This window comes from Arthrobacter sp. CAN_A6, assembly GCF_015751715.1.
Taxonomy (GTDB): domain Bacteria; phylum Actinomycetota; class Actinomycetes; order Actinomycetales; family Micrococcaceae; genus Arthrobacter_D.
In genome coordinates, this window is sequence record NZ_JADOUV010000004.1 from 62340 (window position 1) to 76005 (window position 13666).

10 protein-coding genes are annotated in these 13666 nt (G+C 67.2%); 1 reads left to right on the forward strand and 9 read right to left on the reverse strand.

The window, feature by feature from the left end; all coding sequences use genetic code 11:
* Positions 1-21 precede the first annotated feature (21 nt).
* From IWX75_RS08665 to IWX75_RS08685, 5 genes are all read right to left on the reverse strand, one after another.
* Positions 22-1725: a sensor histidine kinase gene (locus IWX75_RS08665; RefSeq protein ID WP_196821869.1), complete on the reverse strand. Its 1704-nt coding sequence runs from the start codon at positions 1723-1725 to the stop codon at positions 22-24.
* An 8-nt stretch (positions 1726-1733) separates the two neighbouring features.
* Complete coding sequence (nhaA, locus tag IWX75_RS08670; RefSeq protein WP_196821870.1) at positions 1734-3110, reverse strand: Na+/H+ antiporter NhaA; 1377 nt, start codon at positions 3108-3110, stop codon at positions 1734-1736.
* 47 nt (positions 3111-3157) lie between these two features.
* Positions 3158-3379 (reverse strand): SCO4848 family membrane protein, encoded by a 222-nt coding sequence (locus IWX75_RS08675; protein WP_196821871.1) that lies wholly within the window; start codon positions 3377-3379, stop codon positions 3158-3160.
* 43 nt (positions 3380-3422) lie between these two features.
* Positions 3423-3920: a DUF2505 domain-containing protein gene (locus IWX75_RS08680; protein WP_196821872.1), complete on the reverse strand. Its 498-nt coding sequence runs from the start codon at positions 3918-3920 to the stop codon at positions 3423-3425.
* Positions 3921-4023: 103 nt separating this feature from the next.
* Positions 4024-5904 carry a hypothetical protein gene (locus IWX75_RS08685; protein ID WP_196821873.1) on the reverse strand — a complete coding sequence of 627 codons (1881 nt, stop codon included), beginning with the start codon at positions 5902-5904 and terminating at the stop codon, positions 4024-4026.
* A gap of 426 nt (positions 5905-6330) precedes the next feature.
* On the opposite strand from IWX75_RS08685, the gene mfd reads away from it, so the two are divergent.
* Positions 6331-9930, forward strand: coding sequence for a transcription-repair coupling factor (mfd, locus tag IWX75_RS08690; RefSeq protein WP_196821874.1), 3600 nt, complete (start codon positions 6331-6333; stop codon positions 9928-9930).
* Positions 9931-10007: 77 nt separating this feature from the next.
* On the opposite strand, the gene IWX75_RS08695 is transcribed toward mfd, so the two are convergent.
* The 4 genes from IWX75_RS08695 to IWX75_RS08710 all read right to left on the reverse strand — a co-directional run bounded on the left by IWX75_RS08695 (position 10008) and on the right by IWX75_RS08710 (position 13661).
* Positions 10008-10292, reverse strand: coding sequence for a hypothetical protein (locus IWX75_RS08695; protein WP_196821875.1), 285 nt, complete (start codon positions 10290-10292; stop codon positions 10008-10010).
* 38 nt (positions 10293-10330) lie between these two features.
* Positions 10331-11011 carry a deoxyribose-phosphate aldolase gene (deoC, locus tag IWX75_RS08700; protein ID WP_196821876.1) on the reverse strand — a complete coding sequence of 227 codons (681 nt, stop codon included), beginning with the start codon at positions 11009-11011 and terminating at the stop codon, positions 10331-10333.
* 48 nt (positions 11012-11059) lie between these two features.
* Entirely contained in the window at positions 11060-12796 is a 1737-nt protein-coding gene (locus IWX75_RS08705; RefSeq protein ID WP_196821877.1) for a phospho-sugar mutase, read from the reverse strand.
* Between the two features lie 64 nt (positions 12797-12860).
* Positions 12861-13661: a purine-nucleoside phosphorylase gene (locus tag IWX75_RS08710; protein WP_196821878.1), complete on the reverse strand. Its 801-nt coding sequence runs from the start codon at positions 13659-13661 to the stop codon at positions 12861-12863.
* Between the last annotated feature and the right edge of the window lie 5 nt (positions 13662-13666).

A 13666-nucleotide genomic window follows, 5' to 3' on the forward strand; every position in this document is an offset into this window, starting at 1 on the left:
CGGCGGATTCACGGAAAGCTCCTAGGCGTTTGCGGTCTCGCTGCTCTTCCTGCATTCCCCGGCGATAGCGCCGTCCTGCGGCAGCCGTATGGTGAAGGTGCTGCCGACACCGGGTTCGCTGGTCACTGAGATGGTGCCTCCGTGCTCGATCACGATGGTCTTCGTGATCAGGAGCCCCAGTCCGACCCCGGGAACCGTTGAGGTGCGGACGGAGGGGGACCGGAAGAACCGGTCGAAGACCTGGCTGAGATCAGCAGCGTCGATCCCTATTCCGGTGTCGATCACCTCGACGCGCAGGCCATCGTCGTCGGCCACCGCCCGAAGCGTGATGGTTCCACCGCGGCGGTTGTACTTCACTGCATTCGAGATCAGGTTGTCCACTGCCTGCGCGAGCCGACCAGGGTCTGCCACCGCAAGAAGGCCCGGCGGCGCGGAGTTCACGACCTCCACGCCCGCCCGTGCGGCCTTCACCCGCGCCGAACTCGCGGCCTCGGAGAGGATGCGGCCTACATCGCACTGTTCCCGCCGCACCTCGAAGGTCCCGGCATTGATTGCCAACAGGTCCTCGACGAGTTGCTCGAGCCGCAGTGCGTTACGCCGGGCCACTTCCAGGTAACCCTGCACGCCGGCGGGAAGGCTTTCCCCGCTTTCCATCGTCAGCTCGAGGTAACCCAGGATCGAGGTGAGTGGGGTGCGGAACTCGTGGGAGACGTTCGAGAGAAAGTCGTCCTTCGCCTGAAGGGCCAGTGCAAGGTCGGTGACGTCCATGAAAGAAATCACCGTGCCGGCGAACGCACCGTCCTCGTCGATCATGGACCGTGACGAGATGGACATCGACCGCTGGTTCCGGCCTTCACCGAGCCAGATCTGCTCGGCGGTGAGGTCCTCGCCCAGCACGGCCCTCCTCACAGGGCGCTCCTCCGGGGGAAGAAGGCTTTCCCGATCCTGCCCGTACACAAGGAGTTGCGACTCATTCGGGTCGTCATTGCCGGGTGGCGCGGCCGCCGCATGCACGGCCCGCTGCCGGGCGTTCATCAGGATATCGTGGCCGTTCGCGTCCACCGCGAGCACTCCGACGTCGACGGTGTCGAGGACTGTGCCGAGGAGCCGCTCCCGCTTGCGGGCCGCCTCGCTGCTTGCGCGCAGCGCCGCCCGCGAGGCGCGCAGGGCCTCCTGCTGGTTCCGGCGATCCCTGGTCAGGGCGGAAACGAATACCGCCAGACCGGTGAGCATGACCGGTAGGAGGAGCGGCTGGAGGAAATCCCGGAGCACCAGTTCATCGCCGGAGAGGAGCAGCGGGACCCAGACGAGCGACACGGAACCGACGAACGAAGCTCCGACGGCGACGGCGGTGGACACGCGTGAGGCTGCAAGCCAGACCACGGGGAAAGCCGCGAGCAGGCCGACACCGCTCAGGCTCTCGCCTGCCCCGGATCGGATGAAACCGAGCGCAACGAAGTCCATCAGGGGAATGATCAGGGCCGTGCGGATCGGAACGCCGGACCAGGGTATCGCCACGCACGCCGCCAGCACCACGAGGTGCAGAAGCAATCCGGTGAGCATGGACCCGCTCTCAAGGAGCCGCGGATTCTGGATGAGCCCCAGGACCACCGTGAGGAAAAGCGTGACGGTAAGGGCGGATTCGCTGAGCACTATCTTGCGGCGACGGCCTTCATGGCGCCTGGGTCTGGCCGAATTCTTGGGGAGGTGCGCAGGATCGGCCATGAACCCTCTCAGCGGTCCCGGTCTTCGAAAGCGTCGGGCACGCCGTCCGAATCGGTGTCGATGGTGTCGGCGTCGTTGATCCGCGCGTAGTACTTGTTACGGATCCGCAGGATGACGGTGGCCAGCAGTGCCGACGTCACCGATGCAGTGAGGATGGCAACCTTCGCGTTGTCCTGATGCTCGGTGCCGGCGCCGAAGCTGAGATCATTGACCAGCAAGGAGACAGTGAAGCCCACTCCGGCCAGGATGCCCACCCCCAGGATGTCCCACCAACTGAGACCCGGGTCAAGACTTGCCCTTGTGGTCTTGGTGACGGTCCAGGTGGTGAGGAGAATGCCGACGGGCTTACCGAGGACGAGCCCGAGCACGATGCCGACCAGTACCGGGTCTCCGAGCGCCGACACGAAGCCGTCCACCCCGCCGACCGTGACGCCGGCCGAGAAGAAGGCGAACAGCGGCACGGCGATGCCCGTGGACAGGGGCCGGAAGCGGTGCTCGAAAATCTCGGCGAGGCCGGGTTTGTTGGGCCGGGGCAGTGCAACTTTGCCGTGTTTCTTCCGCAGCACCGGAACGAGGAAACCGAGGAGCACGCCCGCGACGGTGGCGTGGACGCCCGAGGCATGCATGAGTGCCCACGTGGCGATTCCCAGCGGGAGGAGGATGAGCCAGGCCGGGCCGGTGCTCGAGCCGAAGAACTTGGCTTTCTTCTGCGCCAGCAGACCGAAAAGGCCCAGCGGGAGCAGCATCCACAGGAGGAAGTTCAGTTGCACATCCTCCGAATAGAAGAAGGCGATGATGGCGATGGCGATGAGGTCGTCCACCACCGCGAGGGTCAACAGGAAGATCCGCAGGGCGCCCGGCAGGTGGGAACTGATCACTGCCAGGACCGCCAGGGCGAACGCGATGTCCGTCGCGGTGGGGATCGCCCAGCCGCGGAGCGTCTCGGGGGAGGAGAGGTTGACCGCAGTGTAGATCAGGGCCGGAACGAGCACTCCACCGGCCGCTGCCGCGACGGGGACGATGGCGCGGCTGACCTTGCGGAGATCGCCCGCGACGAATTCGCGCTTGAGTTCAAGGCCGATGAGGAAGAAGAAGATGGCGAGCAGGCCGTCAGAAGCCCACTTGCCCACGGTCAGGCTGAGATGCCACGGCTCGTAGCCGAACTCGAAATCCCGAATGGCGAAGTAGGAGTCCGAGAACGGCGAGTTGGCCCAGATCAGGGCCAGTACCGCCGCGATCAGGAGCAGGATCCCGCCGACGGTCTCCTTGCGGAGGATCTCGTTGATGCGGAGGTACTCCGGATAGCTGCCGCGCTGGAGAACGACAGCCTTCGCTCCGTGGGGTTTGTTCGGCACGGGAGAATCAGCCGGCGGTCCATCACTCATGGGTAGCTCCTCTTTCTGTGCTGATTGCTCGTTACGTGCCGGTCTGGTCAGCCTGCAAGCGCGCGGATACCGATGATCGCCGTCGCGAGGCCAAGAATCATCGACGTCGAGATGAGCATGAGGTGCACCGTCAGAAAGCGGGTGGGTGCTCCCTTGTCATCGCGGGCACGTGGGTCCTTGAGGATACGACGGAGGAACGGTGGCCACACGATCAGCGTCCAGACTCCGGCAAGGATCAGGACGAGGGCGAGGGGGGTAGGCAGGAACACGGTGGGCTCTCCCGGCAGGGGTGGATTCGGTGGGTGGGCGTCGTCAGCGGCTTTCGAGCCAGCGCTGCGCCTCCACAGCCTGCACGTTGAGGGCCTTGCCGATCATCGGCTCGGCTGCGCCGGCAATCTTGCCGCCCAGGAAGGGGATGGATGAGGTGACCGACCCCTGGAGATCCACCCGCGTGGATGCGCCCTCGGCGATGAGCCTCTGCACGGCGGCCACGTTGAGGGGCACTCCGGCGACCGTCATCTCGACCTGCGCCTCGCGGGAACCATCGGCCTCGGGTGCTGCCCAGTGCTCGGTCTGGGTGACGGTCAAGGTCTCACCGACGAATTTGCGTGCCATGTCCGGAAGTCGGTCGGTAGGCATGGTCCGCACTGCAACGAGCGTGAATGCGCCGGCGGTGTCCCCGTCGAGTGCCGACGACTCCAGGGAACCGCCCACTTTCTGGCTCATGTGCTGGAGGAAGCCTTTATCGGTGAACACGTCGATCACGGCGGCGACGTTGTAGGGCAGGGTGGTCGAGGCGCTCAGGGCCATGGTTCCTCCGGGGAAGTGGTGCGGGCGGTTTCTTCCAGCAATCCTACGGCCTTGCTGTCCCTCGTCGTGGTCCGGGGCGCGGTGGCCCCTGATCCGGGAGGGGCTATTGGTAGGACACGAACCACGGGGTCGGCTCGACGTTCGTGAACGTCTGTTCCGGGGTGAAAGTAGGGGAGTCCTCGTCGTAGAAGTTCTTCCAGCCCATCCAGATCTGCGGTTGCAGGCCCTTGCGGAGGACGTTCCACGTGTCCAGCTTCTCTCCCGGTGTTCCGTGTCCGTCGGCGTGGAGGCTGATTGCCAGTTCGCTGTGGCTGACGTCGATGGCATCCCGGTTGCTGATCATGCCGAGGTTGAACTGGTGCAGGATCAGCAGCTTCTGCGGCAGCGTATTGGTCCGGGTGAGATCCGCCAGCCACTGTGAGGTCTCATTGATCTCCGCCGCAGTTACGGTGCCGATCTGCTCGAGTGGCCGCTGGCCCGGCGCCAGCCGCCACTCGGCGTCAAGGGCGAGCCCCACATGCGGACGTTTCAGCAGGTCCTCGTACAGCTTCGCCTGGTCGAGGAAGCTGCTTCCGCCCGACTGCAGGTCCAGGACGACATAGACGCCGGCCTTTCCGGCGGCGTCGACCCAGGGCTCGAGATCCTCGATCCAGGACTCGGTGGAGTAGTCCCCATCGGCTCCGGCCTCGGCACTCGCGACGGTGGTGATGATCTCGAAGGCGGGAATCACAGGTTCCGTGCTGTAGGGGGCGTAGAGGGCCGCGGTGTCCTGGGCGCGCTGGATGGAAGCGTCGATTCCCTGCTCACCGAGAACGCCGAGGCTTCCCCCGCTCGGGTGGCCGTACAGGGCGATCATCCTCCGGCCGGGAAAGACCGTTTGCCCGCCGCCCGGCAGTTCCGGTGCGTCGAGGGCGACGGCGGAGTGCTCGGCGAAGGTGTCCTGCTCACCGAAGGCGCCTCCCACGCCGAAGAGTGCGCTGTCCCGGTGCTCGCGCAGGAAGGCAATGGTCTCGGCGTCGGCCCGCGGGTCAGGTTCCGCGACAACCCTGACCAGGGCTCCGGCGGCGCGCGCGGTGGCGACGGCTGCGGCGGATGCGGGGTCAGGAGTGGCCAGGACGACGGCATCTGCTGCTACCTCAGCCCTTCGGAAGGCCGGCAGCCCGGCCGGGTCGGTTCCGGAAGAAGTGCCAGGTCCGGAAGTTGATGCTTCTGCGGAGGCGGATGCCGCCGCTGAGGGGTTCGTTGCGGCTGCGGCCGCTGCGGGTTCCGTTGAGGCGGCCGGTTCGGCCGGTTCGGCGGGTGAGGGCGGAGCCGGTGACGGCAGCACCGGCAGCAGGAAGCTTTCTCCTGGTTGCGTCGCAGCGATCGAATCGATCAGCGCGCTCGTCTCGATCCCGGACGGCTCAACCGTCAGCTGGAGGTCCTCGCGGAAGCCCTCGGCATCATCAGGACCCGGAATCTGTTCCAGCCCGCCCACGATCGGCTCCCAACCTGCCGTCGGTGATCCGAAGAGCACGACGGAGGTTGTGCCGAGCCGCTCGAGTTCCGTCGCTACCTCTGCCTCGTTCCCGGTGGATCCAACCACCAGCAACGGAACGCCGAGTCCGGCAGCCGCCGTCGTGGCGGGGCCGATCGCAGGTGGCGGCCAGCCCGGAGATCCGGTATTCCCGGGAGCAGCGAGGACCACAGCCACCGGGCTCGATGCGAAGAATGCCCTGCTCGCGGCGATCGAGGAACTCTCTCCGCCGGCACCAAGGACCGTGGGGGACTCCGGATGCGGGTTCAGGACAACCGTTTCCGGAGCAGTTTCGGACTCAGAGGACAAAGTGGACGAATCGGACGAGTTGGACGACGAACCCGGCGATGAATCATCGGCGGTCGTGCAGCCGGCCAGGAGAAGCGTGAGCACCACGGCCAGGGGCGCGGCCCTGCGGCTCACGGTAATCGGTGGCAGCGGCATCGACGGCATCGGCGGCAAAGACAAGATGGGTCCTACTTTCCGCACAGCCCCAGCCGCACGTTTGGAGGATTTTCGGAAGAACTTCGGAAAGGACATGACGATCCCAGTATGACCCAGGACACCTCCCGGTCCGGCAACAGGGCAGGGTCCGGGGCGCGGCGTCGTCAAAACACCATTCGGCGGGCCCGCTGTCGTGCCACGGTCCCGCTGTCGCGCAATGGTCCTGCTGTCGCGCAATGGTCCTGCTGCCCGCGCCACGGTCCTGTTCCCCACTCCACCATGCGAATTCGGTTCCGCGCCACGGATGCGATCCGGTGCCGGATGCGCCGGGCACCGCACACCCGGCCAAACCGACAGGGGCGCGCGGTAGGCTTGAAGCCTCCCCGGAATTCGCTGAATTCCGGGCTTTCGTGGTGTCGCCACCACGCCCTGAAACGAGGAGCCGGAGACATGAGCCTGAACGGATTGCGCGCAGCGCTGACCGAGGACGCCTCCTTTGCGCGCGTCCGCTCGAACGCCTCGCGGTCCGTCGACCAACGAAGCACGGACCTGCAGATCGGAGCGCCGGCAGGGTTGCGGGCACCGCTCCTTGCGGAGATGGTGGACGGGCTGCGTGACGCCGCCGGCCCAGCCGACCCGGCCGGTGCGCCTCCCGTCGTGGTTGCCGTCACCGCAACCGGCCGCGAGACGGAGGACCTTGTCGGCGCGCTGCGCAGCTACCTGCCGGAATCGGACATCGAGGAGTTCCCCAGCTGGGAAACCCTTCCTCACGAGCGTCTCTCGCCGAGGTCCGACACCGTGGGCCGCCGCCTTTCGGTGCTCCGCCGTCTTGCCCATCCAGGCGCCTCGCCCATTCGCGTCATCATCGCGCCCATCCGTGCTGTCGTCCAGCCGCTCGTCGCGGGCCTCGGCGAACTCGAGCCGGTCTCGCTGAAGGTGGGGGACAGCGTCGAGTTCACCGACGTGGTCAGGGCGCTCGCCGACGCCGCCTACGCACGAGTGGACATGGTGACGCATCGCGGCGAGTTCGCCGTGCGTGGCGGCATCATCGACGTCTTCCCGCCCACCGAGGACCATCCGCTCCGAATCGATTTCTTCGGCGACGAGGTGGACCAGATGCGGTGGTTCGCCGTCGCCGACCAGCGCTCGCTCACCACCGGGGAACCCCCGACAGCGTTGTACGCGCCACCGTGCCGCGAGATCCTGATCACGCCGTCGGTCATGTCACGGGCGGCGAAACTCGGGCCGCAGCTTCCCGCCGCAGCCGCCATGCTCGAAAAAATCGCGGGTGGAATTGCCGTCGAGGGCATGGAGTCCCTCGCGCCGGTCCTGGTCGACTCGATGGTGCCGTTCGTGGCAGAGCTGCCCGCGGGATCCATCGTCGTCGTGATCGAACCCGAAAAGGTGCGCGCGCGTGCCCATGACCTCACGGCCACCAACGAGGAGTTCCTTGCGGCGGCCTGGTCCACGGCATCCGAGGGAGGTGCCGCTCCGCTCGACCTCGCCGGCGAACTGGGTACGGACCTGCAGGCCGCCAGCTTCCGGTCCCTGACGGAGACGCGCACCACGGCGCTGGCCAACGATGTCGCCTGGTGGGCCGTCACGTCCTTCGGCACGGACGAGGAGCTCGCCGACGTCGACACCTTCACACTGCATGCGCGTGAACCGCGCGGGTATCAGGGCGACGTCGCCGAGATGATGGCATTCATCGGCGGACGGGTCCGCGACCAGTGGCGCGTGGTGGTGGCAACCGAAGGTCCGGGGCCCGCGCAGCGCCTCGCGGAACTGTTCCACGACAACGACATCCCGACCAGCCGCGTCGAGTCGCTCGAGGCGACGCCGCAGCCGGGGATCATCGAAATCACGACGGCGTGCGCCGGGCGCGGATTCGTGGTGGACGGACTCAAGATCGGGCTGCTGACCGAGGCGGACCTTCTGGGCCGCACCAGTGCCGCCGGCACGCGGGACATGCGGAAGATGCCCTCGCGGCGTCGCAACGCCGTCGACCCGTTGCAGCTCAAGGAAGGCGACTTCGTGGTGCATGAGCAGCACGGCGTGGCGAGGTTCGTCGAGCTGATGCAGCGTTCCACCGGCGCAGGCCCCACCAGGACCACCCGCGAATACCTTGTCCTCGAGTACGCGCCGTCGAAGCGGGGGGCTCCGGGCGACCGCCTGTTCGTGCCCACCGACCAGCTGGACCAGGTCACGCGGTACGTCGGCGGCGATGCGCCGGCGCTGAGCAAGATGGGCGGCTCCGACTGGAGCAAGACCAAGAACCAGGCACGCAAGGCCGTCAAGGAGATTGCCGGTGAGCTGATCCGGCTGTACTCGGCGCGGATGGCCTCGCGGGGGCATGCCTTCGCTCCGGACACGCCGTGGCAGCGTGAACTCGAGGAAGCTTTCCCCTACGTCGAAACCCCCGATCAGCTGACCACGATCAACGAGGTCAAGGCCGACATGGAGCGGGAGGTGCCCATGGACCGCCTGGTGTCCGGCGACGTCGGGTACGGCAAGACCGAGATCGCGGTCCGCGCGGCGTTCAAGGCTGTGCAGGACGGCAAACAGGTTGCGGTCCTGGTGCCCACCACGCTGCTCGTCCAGCAGCACTTCGAGACGTTCTCCGAGCGCTTCTCCGGCTTCCCCGTGCGGGTTCGGCCGATGTCCCGCTTCCAGAGCACCAAGGAATCACGCGAGACGGCGGAGGGACTGGGGTCGGGCGCGGTCGACGTCGTGATCGGCACCCACCGGCTGCTGTCGAAGGAGATGAAGTTCAAGGACCTGGGGCTCGTGATCGTGGACGAGGAACAGCGGTTCGGCGTGGAGCACAAGGAAGCGCTGAAGAAGATGCGGACGAACGTGGATGTGCTGGCGATGAGTGCCACTCCCATTCCCCGGACGCTCGAGATGTCGCTGACCGGTATCCGCGAAACGTCAACCCTCGCGACGCCGCCCGAAGAAAGGCACCCGGTCCTCACCTACGTGGGCCCGTACACGGACAAGCAGGCGTCAGCGGCGATCCGGCGTGAACTCATGCGGGAGGGGCAGGTCTTCTTCGTCCACAACCGGGTCTCCTCCATCGACCGCACTGCTGCCCACCTCAAGGAGCTGGTGCCCGAGGCGCGCGTAGCCGTTGCCCATGGCCAGATGAGCGAGTCACGACTCGAGCAGATCATCGTCGACTTCTGGGAAAAACGCTTCGACGTGCTGGTGTGCACCACCATCATCGAGACCGGCCTGGACATCTCGAACGCCAACACGCTTATCGTGGACCGTGCCGATTCCTACGGACTTTCCCAGCTGCACCAGTTGCGCGGGCGCGTGGGCCGGGGGCGCGAACGGGCCTACGCGTACTTCCTCTACCCGTCGGAGAAGCCGCTCGGCGAGATCGCGCTCGAGCGGCTCAAGGCCGTCGCCTCGCACAACGAACTCGGTGCGGGCATGCAGCTGGCATTGAAGGACCTCGAGATCCGCGGTGCGGGCAACATGCTGGGAGGGGAGCAGTCAGGCCATATCCAGGGCGTCGGCTTCGACCTCTACATCCGGCTGGTGGGCGAGGCCGTGGCGAGCTTCCGGGGAGAGGCCGAGGAGAAGGCCGCCGAGATGAAGATCGAGCTGCCGGTCAACGCGCACCTGCCGCACGACTATGTGCCGGGTGAGCGGCTGCGCCTCGAGGCATACCGCAAGCTCGCGTCAGCGCTCACGCACGAGGCAATCGACGGCGTCGTCGCCGAACTGGAGGACCGGTACGGCGAGCCGCCCGCCGCCGTCGCGAACCTCATCGCCGTCGCGCGTTTCCGCGTGGCCGCGCGTGCGGTGGGACTCACCGACGTGGCGCTGCAGGGGAACTTCATCAAGTTCGCGCCGGCGGACCTGCCCGAGTCGAAGCAGATGCGCCTGGCCCGGATGTACCCGGGGGCGACGGTCAAGCCCGCGCTCAACGCCGTGCTCGTGCCGAAGCCGAAAACCGCCCGGATCGGCGGCCGGGACCTCGTGGACGCCGAAATCCTGCAGTGGACGCAGAACGTCCTGGAGTCCATCTTCACTCCTTGAGAAGTTACGGGCTCCGCGCGCTTGCGCGGAGCCCGTAACAGCAGTGCCGGTGTCAGCAGTGCCCGTGACAGCAGGAGCTAGGAATCGACCTTCGCGGAAGTTTCCTTCTTGTCGGTGCGGTTGCCTTCGGCGAGGTTGAATCCGGTGTCGGCGCGGCCCAGGATGCCCTGAGGGATGAAGAACGCCAGGAAAGCCAGAACGAGGCACACTCCGAACGGCCAGACGTTCGTGCCGTCGGACCAGGAGAGGACGTACATGCTGAGCAGGAACATTCCGAACAGCAGGGAGAACACCAGGATGTTGCTGAGCAGGTGTCCACGTCCCGCGTCGGTGGGGCTCTGGTTATTCACTTCGTGCGACATGGTCAAAACTCCTAAGAATTGGAAAGACTGCTGTTCCGTCAGTAGCCTGCGGCGCCCTGTTCACCCTTAACGATAGCGACTCCCGAGCTCGCGCCGATCCGGGTTGCTCCGGCGTCGATCAGAACCCGTGCATCCTCGAGCGACCGGACGCCGCCCGATGCCTTCACTCCGAGGCGCGGACCCACGGTTTCCCGCATCAACGCGATGTCGGCGACGGTTGCGCCTCCACCGTTGAAGCCGGTGGACGTCTTCACGAAGTCCGCTCCGGCCCCCACTGCGGCGCGGCAGGCGAGTACTTTCTGCTCGTCGGTGAGCAGCGAGGTCTCGATGATGACCTTGAGGATCGCCCCACCTTCGTGAACGGCCTCGGCGACCGCGCGGATGTCCGAGGTGAGCGCTTCGGCGTCCTGCGCCCGCGCTGCTGCGATGTTGATGACCATGTCGATCTCGTCGGCGCCGTCGGCCACCGCTCCCCGGGCCTCCACCACCTTCACCTCGGTGGGAGTGGCTCCCAGCGGGAACCCGATCACCGAGCAGGTCAGCACGCCGCTGCCTTTGACGGCGGAGTGGACCGTCCCCACCCAGAGCGGGTTCACGCAGACTGATTTGAACCCGTACTCAACGGCCTCCGCACACACGGTGAGGATCTGCTCACGGCTCGCTTCAGGTTTGAGGAGGGTGTGGTCGATGTAGGACGCAAGGGAAATCTCATTAGGCATGGATCCATCTTTCCACGGGATCGAGCGCCCGCCGGGACACGGAAGGCTCTAGAGACCCAGCGCAGCCCCGACGTCGAGCTTCACCGCATCGAGGCGTGCCCGGGCCGCAGCCTTGGCGTCGACGAGTCCGGCGGCCGAACCGACCGGCTCAACCACTTCGAGATAGCACTTGAGCTTCGGTTCGGTGCCGCTGGGCCGGATGATGACCCGGGTGGAATCCCGCGTCAGGTACAGCAGGCCGTCGGTGGGCGGCAGTGTGGCCGAGCCCTGCGCCAGGTCCTGCAGCGTGTCCACAGGCGAACCGGCGAAGGACTGCGGCGGGTTGTGCCGAAGACGTTCCATGAGGACGCCGAGCACCCGGAGGCTTTCCACGCGCACCGACACCTGATCGGCTGCGTGGAGGCCGTGGGCCAGGGAGATGTCGTCGAGCAGGTCGAAGAGGGTCCGGCCCGCGGCCTTCGTTGCCGCGGCGAGTTCCGCGAGGAGCAGGGCGGCGGACAAGCCGTCCTTGTCACGGACGACGCCGGGCGCCACGCAGTACCCGAGCGCCTCCTCGTACCCGTAGCCCAGGTTCCGCACGCGGGCGATCCATTTGAACCCGGTCAGGGTCTGGACGTGCTCGATGCCGGCTGCCGTGGCGATCCTGCCCAGGAGCCGTGATGACACGATCGAGTTGGCGAAGACCTGGTGTTGGCCCGCCGTGACGGGCGCCCGTGCCGTGAGATGGAGGCCGAGGAGTGTGCCGACCTCGTCGCCCCGGAGCATCCTCCAGGATCCGGTGGACGGATCCTTCGCCGCCAGGGCGACGCGGTCGGCATCCGGGTCGTTGGCGATGACGAGGTCCGCGTCGGCCGCGGCCGCCGTCTTGAGGGCGAGGTCGAGGGCGCCGGGCTCCTCGGGATTCGGGAACGCGACGGTGGGGAAGTCGGGGTCGGGCTCGGCCTGCTGTGCCACCATGGTCACGTTCTCGAAGCCGGCAGCCGCAAGCACTGCCCGCGCAGTGCGTCCGCCCACACCGTGCAGTGGGGTCAGGATGATCCGCAGGTCCCGGGCAGGAAACGCGGGATCGGCCAGGGCCGCGACAGCGGCGACGTAATCCTCCTCAAGGGACCCGGGAAGCACCGTCCAGCCATCCGGTGCCAGTTCGACAGCGTCGCTCCCGCCGGCGGCGGCGATGGCGGCGGCGATGTCGGCGTCGTGCGGGGCCACGATCTGCACGCCGCGTGCGTCCTCCTCGACGGCCCGCCCGCCCAGGTACACCTTGTAGCCGTTGTCCTGCGGAGGATTGTGGCTCGCCGTCACCATGATGCCGACCTCGCACTGCAGGGCACGCACCGCATAGGCGAGCACCGGGGTGGGAAGCTCCGACGGCAGGAGGAAGGTCTCCAGCCCGGCCGCCGTGAAGATCGCCGCAGTCTCCTCGGCGAAGATCTTCGAGTTGTACCGTGCGTCGTAGCCGACGACGGCGCGCGGCACGTAGGCGGTACCGGCGTCGTCCGCAAGACGAAGCGCGTGCGCCGCCACACCCGCGGCGGCACGACGCACGACCACGCGGTTCATGCGGTTGGGGCCGGCGCCGAGGGCAGCGCGCAGGCCTGCGGTTCCGAAGACCAGCGGCCCGGAGAAGCGGTCGCGGAGCTCCTGCTCGTCCGCCGAGCCGGGCCCGCCGGCCGACCGGGCGCGGGCTACGAGCGTGCGGAGCTCGCCGGCGGTGGCAGGATCGGGGTCTGCTGCTACCCACGCCTCGGCTGCGGCCAGCAGGGAATCAAGCTCGGGGTGGACCATGGAGGAACCTCACGGAGTGCGGACGTGGTGGACGGGCTGGAAGGCGGCTCTGTCAGAGCCTCGTCTAGAGCTTTGCGACGATGTCCGCCAGCAGCCGGGAGATCCGGGGACCTGCTGCCTGGCCGGCCTCGAGAACCTCCGCATGGCTGAGCGGTACCGGACTGATGCCGGCGGCGAGGTTGGTGACGAGGGAGATGCCGAAGACCTCCATGCCGACGGAGCGCGCCGCAATGGCTTCGAGCGCCGTGGACATCCCCACGAGGTCAGCGCCGATCCGCTTCGCGTACTGCACCTCTGCCGGCGTCTCGTAGTGCGGGCCGGGAAACTGCGCGTAGACGCCCTGCTCCAGGGTGGGGTCCACCTCGAGGGCCAGCCGGCGCAGGCGCTCCGAGTAGAGGTCGGTGAGATCCACGAAGGTCGCACCCTCAAGGGGTGACGTCGCCGTGAGGTTGAGGTGGTCGCTGATCAGCACTGGAGTGCCGGGCTGCCAGTGTTCCTTCAGCCCGCCGCACCCGTTGGTCAGGATCATCGTCTTCGCGCCGGCGGCCGCGGCGGTGCGCACGCCGTGCACCACCGCCCGGACGCCCTTGCCCTCGTAGAAGTGCGTGCGGGCACCGAGAACGAGGGCATGCTTGCCGTTGGCTGTGAGCGCCGACCGGATGGTGCCCACATGGCCGGCGACGGCGGGGGCGGAGAAACCCGGAATGTCGGCGGCGTCGAGGCTGGCGGTCGTTTCACCGATGAGTCCGGCGGCCTCACCCCAGCCGGACCCGAGCACCAGGGCGATGTCGTGGGTGTCCACGCCGGTGGCGCGGGCAATATGGTCAGCGGCGCTGCGGGCCAGGTCGAAAGGATCTTGAGTCACCGGTA